This window comes from Rhizobium terrae (assembly GCF_003425685.1).
Taxonomy (GTDB): Bacteria; Pseudomonadota; Alphaproteobacteria; order Rhizobiales; family Rhizobiaceae; genus Neorhizobium; species Neorhizobium terrae.
This window is the reverse complement of record NZ_QJKM01000002.1, coordinates 227,729-244,142: the sequence shown is the minus strand read 5'-3', so window position 1 is coordinate 244,142 and position 16,414 is coordinate 227,729. Positions and strand designations below refer to the sequence as shown.

Annotated in this window: 13 protein-coding genes and 1 pseudogene; 9 read left to right on the top strand and 5 right to left on the bottom strand. The window is 60.3% G+C overall.

The annotated features are described in order from the left end of the window. Positions 1-169: 169 nt before the first annotated feature. A pseudogene (locus DMO26_RS04140) lies at positions 170-562 on the top strand (UPF0149 family protein); the annotation flags it as partial. Positions 563-910: 348 nt separating this feature from the next. Here the strand turns inward: DMO26_RS04140 and DMO26_RS33530 are convergent. Continuing rightward, positions 911-1,429, bottom strand: a complete 519-nt coding sequence (locus tag DMO26_RS33530; RefSeq protein ID WP_162894706.1) for a hypothetical protein — start codon at positions 1,427-1,429, stop codon at positions 911-913. A gap of 3 nt (positions 1,430-1,432) precedes the next feature. After that, the gene (locus tag DMO26_RS04135; RefSeq protein ID WP_117190757.1) at positions 1,433-6,001 is read right to left on the bottom strand and encodes an RHS repeat-associated core domain-containing protein; all 4,569 of its coding nucleotides are present in this window, start codon (positions 5,999-6,001) and stop codon (positions 1,433-1,435) included. Positions 6,002-6,107: 106 nt separating this feature from the next. Here DMO26_RS04135 and DMO26_RS04130 point away from each other — a divergent pair, with 106 nt between their 5' ends. Continuing rightward, the gene (locus DMO26_RS04130) at positions 6,108-6,965 is read left to right on the top strand and encodes an NAD(P)-dependent alcohol dehydrogenase (RefSeq protein WP_162894705.1); all 858 of its coding nucleotides are present in this window, start codon (positions 6,108-6,110) and stop codon (positions 6,963-6,965) included. A 2-nt stretch (positions 6,966-6,967) separates the two neighbouring features. Here the strand turns inward: DMO26_RS04130 and DMO26_RS04125 are convergent, their stop codons facing one another. From DMO26_RS04125 to DMO26_RS04115, 3 genes are all read right to left on the bottom strand, one after another. Next, a complete protein-coding gene (locus tag DMO26_RS04125) occupies positions 6,968-7,468 on the bottom strand; it encodes a cupin (protein WP_117191029.1) in 501 nt (166 codons plus the stop codon). Between the two features lie 58 nt (positions 7,469-7,526). Continuing rightward, entirely contained in the window at positions 7,527-7,811 is a 285-nt protein-coding gene (locus tag DMO26_RS04120; RefSeq protein ID WP_117190755.1) for a DUF3175 domain-containing protein, read from the bottom strand. A gap of 62 nt (positions 7,812-7,873) precedes the next feature. Further along, positions 7,874-8,863, bottom strand: coding sequence for a LacI family DNA-binding transcriptional regulator (locus tag DMO26_RS04115; protein ID WP_117191028.1), 990 nt, complete (start codon positions 8,861-8,863; stop codon positions 7,874-7,876). 245 nt (positions 8,864-9,108) lie between these two features. Between DMO26_RS04115 and DMO26_RS04110 the strand changes: the two genes are divergently transcribed. From DMO26_RS04110 to DMO26_RS04080, 7 genes are all read left to right on the top strand, one after another. Further along, the gene (locus DMO26_RS04110; protein ID WP_117190754.1) at positions 9,109-9,897 is read left to right on the top strand and encodes a 6-phosphogluconolactonase; all 789 of its coding nucleotides are present in this window, start codon (positions 9,109-9,111) and stop codon (positions 9,895-9,897) included. After that, complete coding sequence (locus DMO26_RS04105) at positions 9,890-10,684, top strand: sugar isomerase domain-containing protein (protein ID WP_205421172.1); 795 nt, start codon at positions 9,890-9,892, stop codon at positions 10,682-10,684. Before DMO26_RS04110 ends, DMO26_RS04105 begins: the two co-directional genes overlap by 8 nt. 2 nt (positions 10,685-10,686) lie before the next feature. Continuing rightward, on the top strand, positions 10,687-11,826 hold the full coding sequence (locus DMO26_RS04100) for an N-acetylglucosamine-6-phosphate deacetylase (protein WP_117190752.1): 1,140 nt from the start codon (positions 10,687-10,689) through the stop codon (positions 11,824-11,826). Next, positions 11,823-13,073 carry a neutral/alkaline non-lysosomal ceramidase N-terminal domain-containing protein gene (locus tag DMO26_RS04095; RefSeq protein ID WP_117190751.1) on the top strand — a complete coding sequence of 417 codons (1,251 nt, stop codon included), beginning with the start codon at positions 11,823-11,825 and terminating at the stop codon, positions 13,071-13,073. Before DMO26_RS04100 ends, DMO26_RS04095 begins: the two co-directional genes overlap by 4 nt. 105 nt (positions 13,074-13,178) lie before the next feature. Then, positions 13,179-14,489, top strand: coding sequence for an ABC transporter substrate-binding protein (locus DMO26_RS04090; RefSeq protein ID WP_117190750.1), 1,311 nt, complete (start codon positions 13,179-13,181; stop codon positions 14,487-14,489). Positions 14,490-14,621: 132 nt separating this feature from the next. Then, entirely contained in the window at positions 14,622-15,509 is an 888-nt protein-coding gene (locus tag DMO26_RS04085; RefSeq protein ID WP_117190749.1) for a carbohydrate ABC transporter permease, read from the top strand. Next, on the top strand, positions 15,506-16,414 hold the full coding sequence (locus DMO26_RS04080) for a carbohydrate ABC transporter permease (RefSeq protein WP_226951187.1): 909 nt from the start codon (positions 15,506-15,508) through the stop codon (positions 16,412-16,414). Before DMO26_RS04085 ends, DMO26_RS04080 begins: the two co-directional genes overlap by 4 nt.

The following is a 16,414-nucleotide window of genomic DNA, read 5'->3' as shown; positions in this document are numbered from 1 at the left end:
GGGGCGTCAAATACTCTCCATGCGGGAGGCCTCTTCCAGCATAAATCTAATGCTCAAGGCCGCGTCGCTTAACCCTGCTCCCGGCACCGGATAACTCATGAAGTGAAGTGCCCCCGTTTCACCGGACAGTCGGCTAGTTTGATTTAGCCCTGATGAACTGCCTGGGGGGACCCAGGCGGTGATCGATACGATCGTCGATCATTACAACCTTGTCGCCCACCAACTGACAACACCGGGCCGCTATGCTCCGGTCCTGATGCGCACAGACGAAGATGACGTTCTTGCGGATTACTGGGCGGATGGCTTCTTTGGCGCCATAAGCCTGAACCTGAACGAATGGGCACCCCTGTTCGCTGAAAAGGAGACCGGCGAACCCCTCATGGGCATCCTCATTCAGTCCACGAGATCCGAATTGGCCGAAATGATCTCCACGGCATTCCCAAAGCCTTCGCCGGCCCTTCTCAAGGATGCATGGCGCGCGATCCCGTTTGTGGTCGAGCAGATCTATGCCAATTGCAAGCCGATGCGCTACAATCCCGCCGCCCCAGCAAATGACCCGTAGCGTCGCTACCGGATAGACGGCCTCGTAATCAGCCTGTGCTGCGTCACCAGCCGCACAACGTCAACTCAATTTGACCGTGGGTCGCTCAAAACGGTTACGTTGAGAAGCAGACTTCAGCTCGCAGCGAAACCGGAATCTGATATTGCAAGGAAACAGTGCCAAAACTGCGTGTTTCCGGCAAAACGCATTACTCCAAACCGCTAAATCTCCTCGAAATACAAGCCCTTCCCAGTTCTTCACGGCCAACTCTCTGGGATAATCGACCACTAGCACAGGGAGGTATCCGCTCTTGGCGCAGCCCACCCTTCGCAATCGTTTAACGGGCTTTCTCCTCACTGGAGTAAGTCGCTAGCCAAATGTCGCGATTTTTGTCATCCGGGAGATCATCCCATCAAACTGTACCGCCGTTAAGCCGGGGTAATATAAAATTGCCTCCTCGTAATCAGATAAACTAACTGTGTAATAGATATCCCCATACTGTATAGAAATACATGAAAGTAATAAACAATCTCCGTCAGAAATACTGCTTACCGGAAATAATTCTGTCGAATACCGAAAATTACCAACTGTATCAGTTGCCCTGGGTTCCCGATCCACCTTATTGACTTGGGCAAAAATGTGCACCTTGGCCAAGGCATTGTTCCGATTTACAGTGGAGGTGAAAGCTACAGCTTCCATATCTATACCGTCAAGAACTTCGGATATTGTGAAGAACTCCAACGATTCGCTGCCAAGTCCAAAAACTAGGGAACTAAAATTATTCCCGAAAAAGGGTGCGCTTTTCAAGCTCGCCGCTCGCAGATCAACGTGACATAAGTCTGCGTACGACGCAGGCGGGAGTCCAAGATATCTCCATATCATTGCCATCAGTCAATCCCAATGTATCGTTTCGGGAGGCTTACCCGTGGCGGGGTTACCAGGAATGTCTACTCGTGCGCCCTTTGGAGAGCCATTCGGTAAGACTCTTGCGGGGCGATATCGTACACCATTCGGAGCGACAAGCGAGCCATCAGGTTGAGCCGTGGGTGTTTGCCCTCCTGAAGCGGAATCAAATACGCCTTGAGGCGTGTCACCCGGTTTAGCACCCGTATTTATGCCCTTGCCACTTGAAGGCCTCGGGTCTACGCCAAGTAATCCCTCAGGAAGTGAAGCTGGCGGGTCCCCACCATTATTCAACAACGGCCCGCCGAAGATAGGCGGTATACCTCCGGGTACAACGCATGCGTTAGGTGGGTTGCCCGGAACTGGATATGGCAGCGAGAACGGAAATGGGAGCGGGCTGGGCGGATATTGCAAATACCACAACCCTTCACGATCAATATTCATCAACGGCGAGTGATTGACATATGTCCATCTGTTAGGCCCATCTGGCATGCCGAGGGGGTCTGGCTGAATGTATCGGCCGAGGGTTGGGTCGTAGTGGCGATGCCAGTTGTAGTGCAGGCCCGATTCGAGCTGGAACCATTGGCCGGGGAAGCGCTGGTCGAGGGTCGCGGAGCCGGTGATCGTGTAGACCTCGCCATGCGGCAGGTAGGTTGCCCGCCAGACGACGTTCTTAGCACCGTCCGTCATCATGATCGGCCGCTCGAGATGGTCGGTATGAACGTGGTAGATGGTCGGCGAGGACGAACCTGCATTGGCGACCACGGCTAGGGGACGCTCATCAGCCCAGGCATATTCGCGCAGCAGTGTGCCGCTGCTGTCATACTCGGCGATGATGTTGCCATCGAGATCGTGCACGTAATGTAACGTCGTGCTGCTGGTGGGCAGTGAGCGGATGGTCAGGCGCGAGAGGTAGTCATAGGTGTATTGCCCACTCAACTGAGTTCCGACCGTGACGGAGGCAACGTTTCCGGGCGCGTTGTAACCGAAAGTCTTGGTCGTGCTGGTGGTCGTGTTGGTGTCGGTGGTGATATTGCCGGACGCATCCCAGCCGAAGGCGCGCGTCTGGACGCTGTTCGTCAGAACCTGGGACACCCGGTTGGTCCCGGGCATCAGCCCTAAATCGTCGGTCGTTGTTGAACTGCCGACTTCGAGGATCCGTTGCCGGCGATTGCCGGCACCATCGACATAGAAGCTCAGGCTGCCCCAGGGGCCGTCGGCATTCTGCATGAAGCCGTTTGGCGTGTACCAGTAGTTCGCGTTGCGGCTGGCATCGAGATTGTCGACGATCGCGACCAGGTTCCGGTTGTCCCAATAGCCGTGCCAGCGGTTGATGAATTCGACCGCTGGACTGACGCTCGGATCCGTCAACCCGATGGTGACAGTCCGTTTGTCTTCGTCATAGAAGCGCCAGTCGCTGAGCTGGTTGCCGTGTGTTATACCCTGCGTCGGCCCGAAAGGCGTATGTCCGACCCACCACGCCAGCCCGTCGAACTGGGCCGTGGCGGATTGTGTGTAGACGTGTTCGATATTGCCGTTGGCATCGCGGCCGATCTGGATTTCCCGCCCGGAGGGGTAAGTGATCTGGGTGAGCTTGCCGGCATCATCCCATTGATAAGCCGTCGTATAAGCATGGCTTCCAATGGTCCGCGTTTCCTGCGTGACTCGACCAAGCGTATCATAAGTTTTCGTCAGCGAGCCGGCTGCATCGTTGACACTAGTCAGGCGACCGTTGCCATTGGCTCCGGCATCGTAGGTATAGGCGATATTGGAGCTCGCTTCTGCAGGATAGGTGACGGTGAGCGGGCGGCCGATATCGTCATATGTGAAGTTGCTGACAATCCCGCGCGCGTCGGTGCGGCTGCTTATCTTGCCCCGCTGGTCGCGCTGATAAACGACAGTGCCGATATCGGCGCTCTGTTCCAGAATGACCTCGCTCCAGCCGTTGCGGACATAGCCGGTAGTGACTGAATTCGGATCCGTGGTTGAGGTCGGATCTTCGGTCGGGCCATAAGCCCAGGAGGTGACACTGGTGCGCTCATCGGCAAAACCGACCAGCCGGTTCAGCTTATCATAGGTCGACGCGGTAGCATTGCTGTTAGGGTCAGTGACGGAAACGACGTTGCCGACCTTGTCATACCCGTAGGACCAGGTGGCCGATCCGGATCGCACGACATTGATCAGCCTGCCCAGTTCATCGAAGGCGTTCTGCGTCTTAAAGAAGAGGCTGGCGCTGGCGTTCTTCGTTTCGCTGAGGGTGACGTTGCCCATCAGGTCATAGGTATAGTCGATCGTCTCGCCGCCGTTGTTGGTGAGCTTGGTGACGCGATCATTGCCGTCATATTGGAACGTAAGAAAGCTGCCATTCGGCTGAGTGACCTTCGTGACGTTGCCGGCATTGTCATATTCCAGCAGGGTCGGGGCATTGATGCCGGTCGGATCGACAGTATCGGAAAGCAGGCGACCTCTTGCATCATAGCTGAGGTTTTCGATGACGCCGTTGGGATCCTGCAACTGTGTCGGCTGTCCGCGCCCATTCGTGGCGAGCACGGTGTAAACGTGACCAACCTCGTTGGTGAAGGTCGCAACGTACCCGTTTGCATCATAGGTATAGGAGGCCGTATCCCCAGTTCCCGGCAAGGGACCATCGATCGAAGCGACAAGCCCGCCGGTCGTATAGGTATAGGTCCAGGTGCGCGACTGTCCGGTCGTCGCATAGGGGAGCGTATGCGTCGTCGTGTCGGTTTCCGTCTTCGACGTGAGCTGGCCGCTGGTGTTGTAGCTGTAGGTCGTCGTCAGCCCCGGCCGTGCGATCGACGTCGGCACGTTGTAGGTTGAATGCCAGACGATTGTGGTGACCCGCGCATCCGTCGTACCGCTCGCCTCGGTGATCTGGGTCGGGCGACCACGCGCATCGCGTACAAAGGCCGTGACCCGGCCTTCCTCGTCCGTCTGCGTCGCAACAAACCCAGACCCGTCGTAGGTCAAGCTCGAATTCGACGCAACACAATGCGTACTGGCCTCGCCGGCCACAGACGTCAGGCGCTTGTCAAAAGAGCTGAAGTTAAACTTGGAGAACGTATAAACTGCGGCTTTATTGAGGGGATTGGTTACGTGGCGGATTGAGGCATTCGAGTTCGAGGAATATTCGACGGTGAATTTGTTTTGCCCATCAGCGCCCTCGGTCGTCAGTACTCGTCCGGAATCATCGTAGGTGTAGGTGGCGGTGCGGACGTTTCGATGATCGGTGATACCCGTTACATAGTCTGGGAAATTGGGATCTTCGTAGTGATAAGCTTCATGATCAACGACGACGTTCGTCCCGTCTCGCCACTCGATGCCCAGAAGCTTCGTTGCCGATCCATTCGTTGTAGGTCCGGAAGACGCCGGGGCCGGATCGAAGCTATAGTGCGCCTGCGTCCCATCCGGAAACGTGATCGATTGCACCGTTTCGGGAATGGGCATGGCTCCTGCCACATTGGACAGAGATGTGATATAGAATTTGTTCCAAGTAAAGCTCGCGGTGCGCCCGAAACTGTCGGTAATCGAGGAAAGGCTTCCGTCCGATGCGGAATAGGTGAACGTCCACTGATACCCGTCCCTTTCGGTCTTGGTGATCGGCCGAGCCACCAGGTAGGTGTTCGGACTATTGACCGGCGCCATTGTACGCAGGAGCCACTTAGTTTCATCAGGTCCGGTGACAATCCATTCAGACGGTGCATTGGCGAGGGTTTCCAGATTACTCGGCAGCGGCCCGACATGTTCGACCCTGTAGTCGTAGGAAACCTCGCCGGAATCGGGGTTAGGATTCCAGCTGCCATTGCTTTTGACGCGGAAATCGTAACCGGCCCCGCCCGGCGCGATAACCAGGACGGTCGAGAGTTCATTCGAAGCGGAGCCGAGAAGCCTGCCGATCTGGAGTTCAACCTCGAAATCGAATTGCCAGCCTGCGGGTAATCCGATCGGAAGACTGCGGACACGTTCTGCTCGACCGACGGGGTGGCTGCGGTAGGTGCGGCCGATGCGAAACTTACCGTCCTGTGTTGCAAAATCTTCGCGAGAAATGAATTTGGAACCTGTACTTAAGATAATCGGATTGCCTACGGCGGGATTGCCGGGGCCACATGGAGGCCTCGCGGGCCGCGCATCCCCGGATGGGATGCAGTTGCCACCGACAGTTTGCATATATCCCGACGCACACCAAAACTCGACGTAGCTCGGCAGGACAGTTCCGCAATCGATTGTTCCTCCGCCACCATTTTCTTGGGCGCAGAGATACTGAAAACTCGTCCAGCTGCAGTCTTTGTAATACCACCGCGAATCGTCATCTAAGGCGCCTATAAAACGGCTTTTGCCGTTGTTCATCCCCGCCCAAATCCATTGAGCTCGGCATGCCTCTGTGGCGGTGCCGTAATATTGGCCCTGCCATAACCAGCCGAGCACTCCCTCGGGAGCAGCTTGGGCATTTTGCCGAACTAACGGCGACAACACTATGAGAATGGAAAGTCCCAAAATGTGAATGAGGTACGGGATGCGGCTCAGAAAATTGATAGCCATAAGGAATCTCTTAAATGAAAAGGAACCAAAGCGTGGGTACGTGAATGTTATACAGCCAGTAGCTGTAGTCAATTCAACGGAGCTAAAACCCGGCGACCACGTTGTGATGACCTTTGCCTCCTACGGCTCATGCCGAAGCTGTCTAGAGGCCGAGCCTGCCTATTGTCACAGGCAGCATGCGCTGAATTTCGGCTGCGAGCGTCCGGATGGGGCGGGCGCCTATCTCTCCGACGACGGCGAGGGCATCCACGGCGATTTCTTCGGCCAGTCCTCTTTCGCGACCTATGCGATCGGTATCGAACGCAATGTCATCAAGGTGCCGGACGATGTGCCGCTGGAAATTCTCGGCCCGCTCGGCTGTGGCATCCGGACGGGCGCGGGGGCGGCGCTCAATGAACTGAAGGTCGGCCCCGGCGACCGTTTCGCCGTCTTCGGCGCCGGCAGCCTGGGTTTGAGCGCCATCATGGCGGCCCGCTATGCCGGCGCCGGGACGATTATTGCGGTCGATCGCATGAAGGCGCATCTCGACATGGCCGTGGAACTGGGTGCCGACCATGCCATCATGACGACCGGGACGGATGCGGTGGCGGAAATCATGCGGATCACCGGCGGAAGTGTCGACCGCTCGCTCGATACGACAACGGTCGCTGTGGTCATGCGCCAGGCGATCGATGCACTCGCACCGCGCGGTACCTGCGGTTTCGTGAGTTCGCCGAGCGATGGAACCGAGTTGCCGGTAGCGGTGCGCCATCTCCTGCTGGGCCGCAAGGTGCAAGGCATCGTCGAAGGCAACAGCAATCCGAAACTCTTCATTCCTTTCCTGATCGACCTCTACAGACGCGGCCATTTCCCCTTCGACCGGCTGATCCGCTTTTACGACTTTGATGAAATCAACGAGGCTTTTCACGCCCAGCACAGCGGCGAGGCGATCAAACCGGTCCTCCGCGTCACGGCTCGCACATAAGGCTAACGGCTGGACCAATGCCGTATCAGCGCGCCATTTTCGCCATCGATAGGATCTGCTGCGGGACAAGGCAGGGAAGCGATTTTCGCAAGCTGTTCTTCGCTTGCCGGGCCGGTTTGAATATCCGCATGCTGGCCCGGCGGATAACCGCCGATCACCAGAAAATCCCGGCTGGCATCGATACGCTTATGGCCCGTGCCGGCGGGTAGGACGAGGCAATCGCCAGCGACCACGCTCAGTTCGTTGCCATTTGGACCGCCGAGCAGCAGCCGTGCCCGGCCACCCGCGATGCCGAGCACCTCATGGGCGCCGGTGTGATAATGCTGATAATCGAAGATGCCGTTGCGCCATATGCCCTGCCAGCCGTTTTCTGCAAACCGCGCTTCGAATTTCGGTGCCGTCTCGCCTTCCGCCGGGAACGCATGACGGTAGAGCAGAACCGGAAGGTGCGGATGGTTCGGCACCCACTCGCTCGGCTCGAAGAATAGCGTTTCGATGATCATTTCGGTCGCTGGCATCGTGGCCGACGGCCTGGCGGGATCGAGGCTCGGCGGGGTGATCTTAACGCTTCGGTTCACGGCCAAAATCCTTTCGGAGCTCGTCCTTGGCCTTTTCCAAGGTCGCATGCCGCGATCTGGAAAGCTGGTCACCGGCTCGGTTGATGTAGAAAGTCAGCATCGACATCGCCGAGCGGAAGGGGGTCGATTTGCGCCGATGGCTGGCTTCGGCAGACTGCTTCAGCGAGTCGGCAATCTTTTTCGGGCTGCGTGACTTGAAGAGCCCGTCCTTCAGGTCCATCGCATCGCTGTGTTCGGTCACATCCTGCGACCATTTCTTCTTCGGCATGGCAGGCTCCCGTGACAAGGGGTAGTCTTCCCAACCGGCCCCGCGCCGCAAGGTTCCAGCCTTCAGCGCGCCGCCGTCGTATTGCGCACCACGAGATGCGTTTCGAGCACGTAGCGGACGTCGCGAATGGCGCGCGACTGCAGCATGTCGAGAAGCAGTGAGACCGCGACGCGTCCGGCTTCCATCGAACGGTTGGAGACGGAGGTCAGCGCCGGATAGGTGACGGCGCCGAGCACGTCGTCGCAGCCGATCAGGCTGAAGTCGCCGGGCACCGAGACTTTCTTCTCGGCCAGGCCCGCAAGCACGCCTTGCGCCGTCAGATCGTCGAACGCCACCGCCGCGGTGGCGCCGGTGGCAAGGATCGCGCTTACCGCATTGCGGCCGGAATTGTAGCTCGCCAGCACTGCCGGCACGGTCTCGATTGCCACGCCGAGGTTCGATGCGGCGGCCCGGATCGCGGTGCGCCGCTGCTTGTTGGACCAGGAATTCGACGGGCCGCTGACATAGACGATCTTGCGATGGCCGAGCTTCGCGAGATGTTCGACCGCCTGGCTGACGCCGGAGCCGCTGTCGATCAGCACGCGGGGAATGCCGTCGATGTCGCGATTGATCAGCACCAGCGGCAACTGCCCGGCATGGGCGCGGATGCGCTCGTCGGAAAGGCGCGAGGAGGCGAGAACGAGGCCCTCCACCTGGCCGGCGAAACGTCCAACCAGCTTGTCCTCCTGTTTTGGGTTTTCCTCCGTATTGCCGAGGAAGATGCAGAAGTCCGAGCGGTCCGCCTCGATCTGGGCCGCCTGGATCAACGGCGGAAAAAAGGGATTGGCGATATCCGGGACGATCAGCCCGACATTGCCGTGCCGGCCGGTGCTGAGTGCGCGGGCCGTATGGTTCGGCACGTATCCGAGCGCTTCCGCGGCCTTCATGATCCGCTCGACGGTTTCCGGCGAAAGCATGTCGGGGCGGGTGAAGGCGCGCGACACGCTGGAACGCGCCACGCCGGCCGCATCCGCGACCTGGCTGATGGTTACGCCCTTGGCCCGCTTGATCATGGTATCTGGAAACTCTCGGTTCTTGGTCCCGCTTACCATGAAGTCTGCAGCCTCATCAATCGACGCGCCCGCGATGCGCGCTCCGACGATGCCAGACTGCCATTCATCCACTTGACATGCAACCGGTTGCATGAAAGTCTCAGGCCAATAAGAACAAGGGGAACTGCAACAGATGCGGCCATGAGATATGGCCTTGTGCCGCCGGTTTCCCGTGGGCGAACCTATGCCCTGAACATGGAGACCGCATGAGCCCCGCCACCACCCTTCGCCCCTCGCCGAAAACCCGGCGGACCTTCGACCGGCTTGCGGTCGAAAGTTTTGCAACGCGGGCGGAAATGGGCGCAGCCGCGGCTGCGGATATCGCCGCGGCGCTGGCCGAACGCCTTTCCAGGCAATCGAACGTCCGCATGGTCTTTGCCGCCGCTCCCAGCCAGGCGGACATGCTGGCGGCGCTCGCCGCCGTGCCACGCATCGACTGGAGCCGCGTCACCGCCTTCCACATGGATGAATATATCGGACTCGACCCGGCCTCGCCGGCCCGCTTTGCCAACTGGCTCGAGGCGCATGTCTTCAACCGTATCCCCTTTGCCGCCGTCCACCGCATGAAGCCGGAGCCGGACGCCGATGCGGAAGCCGCTCGCTACGCCGCAATCATGAACGAGGCGCCGATCGATTTCGTCTGCCTCGGCATCGGCGTGAACGGCCACATCGCCTTCAACGATCCGCCGGTTGCCGATTTCAACGATCCGCTGGACGTCAAGATCGTCGAACTGGACGACATCTGCCGCCAGCAGCAGGTGGATGACGATTGTTTCCCCGATCTCGCCTCGGTGCCGCATCGCGCGATCACCCTCACCGTGCCGCGGCTGATGCGTGCCGACCGGCTGTTCTGCGTCGTGCCGGGTGCCATCAAGCGCGATGCCGTTTCCAGGACGATCTATGGTCCGCTCACCACGGAATGCCCGGCGAGCGTGCTGCGTTTCCATCCGGCCTGCACCCTCTATATCGACAAGGACTCCGACCCCGATGCCTGAGAACATTGTCCCCGACACCATGGACATCGATGCGGATGCACTCTGCGAAGGTTATTTCGTCTCCACTCAAAGCCTGATGCGCCGGGTTCTGGAAGAGGAAAAGGCGCCGCTCGATCAGGCGGCGTCGAAGCTTGCCGACCAGATCGCTGCCGACCGGCTGGTACATATCTACGGCCCCGGCGGCCATTCCAATCTCGCCTCGCAGGAACTTTTCTTCCGCGCCGGCGGACTGATGCATATCAGCGCCATTCTTGACGAGGGCACGCTCCTGTCCAACGGCGCCCTGCGCTCCATGGCGATCGAGCGCACGCCTGGTTATGGCAAGGTGGTGATCGCCAACCAGCGGCTTGGTTCGGAAGATCTGCTGATCCTGGTGAACGCCTATGGCATCAACGCCGCGCTGATCGATGCGGCGCTGGAAGCCCGCCGACGCGGCGCCTTCCTGATCGGCGTCAGTTCGCGCCAGCATGCCGCCAATACCTTGCCGGATCATCCGGCCCGTCACCCGACCAAACAGAACCTGCACGATATTGTCGACATCGCCATCGACTGCAAGGTGCCGATCGGCGATGCGGTGGTCTCCGTGCCCGGCATGGGCGAAAACATTGCGGCGATCTCCACCTTCGCCAACGCGTTCACCCTGAACTGCCTCGTCATCCGCACGGTTGCCAAGCTCGTCGAGCGCGGCATCGAGCCGCCGGTCTGGCGCAGCGGCAACGCGCCGGGTGGCGACGAGGCGAACGGCCGCTTCATCGCCAGTTTCCAGGGCCGGGTGAGGGTGCTCTGACCATGGTCGTCGACGGCATCGATCCCCGCACCGGCAAAGGTATCGCGATCGAGATCGCCGACGGAACGATTGCCGCCATCCGGCCGGCGGAAAATACCGGACCGCATTATCTTTCGGCCGGACTGATCGACCTGCAGGTCAACGGCTATCAGGGGTTTGACCTGAATGCCGGCGAGGTGACGCCGGCCATCATGCTCTCGCTTTGCGAGGAGCTTTTGAGCGTCGGCGTGACCACTTGGCTGCCGACCATCATCACCGCCTCTGAAGCTTCGATCCTCCAGGCGCTGGAAGCGATCGCCAGGAGCCGTGCCGGCCACCGGCTGATCGCCGAAATGGTGCCGGGGGTGCATGTGGAAGGCCCGTCGATCTCCGACAGGGATGGTTCGCGCGGCGCCCATCCGCTGGCATTTGTCCGCCCACCATCAATGGCCGAGTTCGAGCGATGGCAGCAGGCATCCGGCAGCCTCGTCACGATGGTGACGCTGGCGCCCGAGCATGAGGGCAGCCTGGATTATATCCGAGCGCTCAGCGCACAGGGTATTCTCGTAGCGCTCGGCCATACGGCGGCGACTTCGGATGAGATCCATGCGGCGGCCGAGGCGGGTGCGAGACTCTCCACCCATCTCGGCAACGGTGCCGCCACCTTGCTGCCGCGCCATCCGAATGTCATCTGGGCGCAGCTAGCCGATGATCGGCTCACGGCGAGCTTCATTGTCGACGGTTGGCACCTGCCCGCCGATACGTTCAAGGCCATGCTGCGCGCCAAAGGTTTGGAGCGGGCGATTCTCGTCTCGGATACCGTCGCACTCGCCGGCATGCCGCCCGGTATTTACGACCAGCCGGTCGGTGGCCGGGTCGAGGTCTCGGCGGAAGGCCGGATCAGCGTTGCCGGCACGCTTTATCTCGCAGGCGCCAGCCTGCCGCTTTCCGCCAATGTGGCGATCGCTGCCGAGATGGCCGGCATTCCGCTTGCCGATGCCCTTTTGCTCGCGACACGAAATCCCGGCCGCTTCGTCGGCGGGCGCGGGCGGCTGGAAGTGGGCGCGCGCGCTGATCTCATCCGTTTCGAATGGTCGCAGGGCGATCGGGCAATCCGGGTCGGCGAAGCCTGGGTGCATGGAGAAAAGGCGTACTGCCGATGATCGAAGCCGGGGCAGCCATCGTCGATATCACGCCCACGCCGGGTCTTTCCATGTCGGGTTTCGCAGCCCGCAGCCTTCCGGCCAAAGGCACGCATGACCCATTGACGGCGCGGGCCGTGGTGATTGGTGACACGGCCGTTGTCGTGGCGGATGTGATCGGCATCGATGCCGCAATGAGCGCCAGCATCCGCAGGCGCTGCGTGCTGCCGGCGGAGAACGTCGTGGTAACCGCCCTTCACAATCACGGCGGTCCCGTTTCGATGGCGGGCAGGTTGAGCCTCGCTGCCGACCCGGCCTATCTGGAACGGCTGGAAGATGCCTGCGTAACGGCGATCGACAAGGCGGCCGCGACGCGCCGGCCGGCAAATATCACGGTGGGGCAAGGCAGCGATCCGGGGATAGCGCGAAACAGGCGCCATTCCGGCGGACAGGTGGACGCTTGCCTGCCGCTGCTGCGTATTCGCGGTGACGACGGCAAGATGATCGCCGTCGTCACCGCCTATGCCTGCCATCCTGTCGTGCTGGCGGCCGATAACCTGCTCTGGACGGCCGATTATCCGCATTTCGTCCGTCAGGCTTTGGAAGAAGCCTATCCCGGTAGCGTCGCGCTGTTCATAACCGGCTGCGCCGGTGACGCGAATACCGGTCATTCAGCCCATGCTTCGATCACGCTGTCCGCCAATCCAGATCGCACCTATGAGACGGCGGAGCGCATCGGCCGCAAAGTTGCTGAAGCCGCGCTTGCCGCCGGCGAGGCTCCGATTTCCGACCGGGTGACCGCACGCGACGGCACCGTCATGCTCGGCTTCGGACGCCGCGAGGCGGAAGCCCCGGAAACTCTCAAGAAACGCTGGCGGGAAGAGGCGTTGGCCGCCGAACCTGCCCGCAAAAGTCTGCTCGGCTACTGGATCGACTGGGCGAAGGCCATTGCGCCGATCACGCCCGAACCACTCGCCGCCCGTGTCACGGTGATCAAATGGGGCGGTGTGCCCCTCGTAGCATTGCCCGGAGAAATCTTCGCCGCGACGGCGCTTTCGATCCGCGCCGCGCTCGGCCCGGCAAAGCCGGCCTTCGTCATCGGTTTTGCCGACGACAATCCCGGCTATATCCCGCCGGCCAGCGAGTTCCAGTTCGGCGGTTACGAGGTGGACGAGGCGCATCGCTATTACGGGCTATCGATGACATTCGCGCCGGGTTCGGCGGAAGCGCTTGCTGCGTGCGCCTTAGAGCTTGCGACCGGCGATTGAGGAGAAAGACGACGTGATCCGCACCATCGCCGAAAACCATCCGATGCTTGACACGCAACCGGTTGCATGAGAGCTTTTTGTCAACAACAACAAGGGAACAGGGATATGAAAAACGCATCAGTGACAGTCAGGCTTTCCACCCGCGCGCTGCTGATGAGTGCAGCTTTCGCGGGCTCGCTTATCTGCGGCATGGCTTCGGCGTCTGCCGAGACGCTGACCGTCTGGAGCGGCTATCCGGAGATGGCGCCGTTCTACGAACATGTCGCCCAGGGCATGAAGGCCGCCCATCCGAAGCTCGAAGTGAAGGTCGAGGCGATTGCGCTCCGCGAACATGAAAAGCGTGTTGCGCTCGGGCTGACCGGCGGCGGCCAGGACGGTGTCACCGTCATCGAACTTTCCGGCTCGACCGCGACCCGCTACCTCGAAAACGATCTTCTGCCGGAAGCCCCGGACGATGTGTCGGCTTTCGTCAAGGACGCCAAGAATTTCGACAAGTTCTTCAGTGATACCGCAAGTTACGACGGTACGGTCCATGGCGTACCGCTGTTCCGCGGGCAGGGTGCCCTCTATTACAATACCGACATGTTCAAGGCTGCCGGCCTTGCCGGCCCGCCGAAGACCATGGAAGAATATTCCACCTATGCCGAAAAGCTGACCAAACGGGATGCTTCGGGCAAGGCGACCGTCTCCGGCTGGAGCATGCGTCTTTCCGGCGGCGGACAAGGCATTGCCGAAAAATTCTGGATCAACATGCATCAGTTCGGCGGCGCGATCCTGATTCCGGCCGGCGATGGCAAGTGGAAAACCAACTTCGCCAACGAGGCCGGCCGCAAGGCGCTGAAACAGTACCTCGCCAACATCTTCACCACCAAGACCGTGACGCCGGAAATGCCGGCCGATGCCGACGCCTTCGAGCGCGGCCAGACGGCCATGTTCATTCGCGAATCCTGGGTCATCGGCGATATCGCCAAAAAGGCGCCGGACCTGAAATACGCGACTGCTCCCCTGCCGAAGGGCTCGATCGCGCTGCCGACCAATCTCTATGTCGTCGGCGACGAGGACGATGCGAAGATCGGCTGGGAATTCGCCAAGGCCGCCAACGCGCCGGAAAATCTCGTCTGGCTGCTGCAGAATGTCGGCTGGCTGCCGAACCGTTCGGGCATCGACTATTCGAGCGTCACCTCCAAGCAGCCGGCTTTCGCCGCCTTCGTCGATTACCCGAAGGGCTACGAGTTCTTCACGCTGCCGTCGATCGGCCCGATCGAGGAAATCCTGACCCGCGTCGCGGCCCAACTGGTCGTCGCGTTTGCCGACGCCTCGATGGCGAGCGACGATGCCAAGATCGACGCCTTCCTCAAGAAGACCAGCGATGAAGTGAACACCATCCTCGCGCGCGAAAACCTGCTGGCCAAATAATCACCGGCCGCTCTCGCCAATATCGATCGCCCGGGGCATCTTGGTCCCGGGTACTTTCCGAGGAATAGGGTCCGATGCGCATCGCGGACGAACCCGCCTGCCTTGAACTCACATGATCTACAGGCCATCCGAATGCTGAAGCGCAAAAGGTTCATTTTTGCGATCCTTGCGATCCTGCCGACGCTGGCGATCTTCGCCTATGTGCGGCTTTATCCGATCGCCGACACGCTGAGGCTCAGTCTTTACCAGTGGAATATTTTGTCAAAGAACAAGCCTTTCGTGGGACTTGCGAATTTCCGCGAGCTGATGGGCGACCACCTGTTCATCTCGGCGCTGGTCAATACCACGATCATCGCTTTCGGCGTGCTGATCCTGACGATCCCGATGGCTCTCGTCATCGCCGCGCTGATCTTCCACCGCACCCGTTCGAAGATGGCCGGCTTCTACGAGACCGCCGTCTTCATTCCGCATGTCGTTTCGCTGGTGCCGGCCGCCATGGCCTGGAAATGGATTTTCGACGCCCGGCTCGGGCCGCTCAATGCGCTCCTGGATTTTTTCGGCCTCCCCATGCAGAATTGGCTTTTCGACCCGGTCCTGTCGGTTATTTGCATCATTATCCTCTGCTCCTGGCAGGCGCTGGGTTATGCGGTGCTGATCTATATCGTCGGTTTCAAGAACCTGCCGGTCTCGCTCTATGAAGCGGCCAAGCTCGACGGCGCCTCCGGGCCGCAAAGCTTTTGGCATCTCTCCATCCCGATGCTGAAGCCGATCACCCTCTATGTCTCGGTCGTGACGCTGGTCTCCGGCTTCAACGTCTATGCCCAGGCCTTCGTACTGGCCTCCGATGCGCAAGGCGCGCCCGGACGGCAGGTGCGGGTGCTGGTCCTGGACATGCTGGAAAACAGCTTCCGCAATTACCGCGTCGGTTACGCCGCGTCGGAAGCCGTGGTGCTGCTGGTCATTGTGCTGGTGCTGACGCTCATCCAGTTCTCGATGCTGCGGGAAAGGGGTAAGGCATGACCATCGAAGCGGCCATGAACAAAAAGACCGCCCATATCGAACCGAGCGCCGAAGAACTGGCCGAAGGCGTGCGCCTGCGCCGCAGGAAGCGGCTGACGAACCTTGCGATCGACATCTTCCTGGTGATCGTTTCGATCCTGATGCTCCTGCCGCTGGTCTTCCTGGTGGCGAATGCCTTCAAGACGCCGGCGGAAATGCTCGCCTGGCCGCCGACCATCATCCCGCGCGACCCGACGATCGCCAATTTCTCCGCAGTGCTCGGCGAGACGCCGCTCTTGCGCTGGATCGGCAACAGCCTTGCCTTTGCGGTTCTCTCGACGGTCGCGATCGTCGCCACGTCGGCGATTGCCGGCTACATTTTCGGTAAATTCCGCTTCCGGACGATGAACGTCATCTTTGCTCTGTTCCTCGCAACCGCCATCGTGCCGTTCGAAGTCTATATGATCCCGCTCTATTTCCAGGCCAAAAGCCTCGGCATCCTGAATTCTGTCTGGGGCCTGCTGCTCGGCTATCTGGTGATGAGCTTCGGCATTTTCCTGATCCGCCAGAACGTCATCCACTCGATCCCGGACGAATTGCTGGAAGCGGCCCGCATCGACGGCGCCGGCGAGTTCTGGATCTTCCTGCACATCGTCCTACCGCTGTTGCGCGGCGCGCTGGGCGCGCTCGCCGTGCTGGCCTTCTTCCAGGCCTGGACCGCCTTCGCCTGGCCGATGATCGTCGCGACGACCCGGTCCAGCTATACGATTGAGGTGGGGCTGGCGCTCTTCCAGACCGGCTTCACGGTCGATCTCGGCCGCTTGAGTGCCGCCTCCGCCACCGTGCTCATCCCCTCTATCTTGCTCTTCGTGCTGCTGCGCCGCAACTTCGTGCAGGGCGTCGCCAGCACCGGCCTCAAGGAGTGA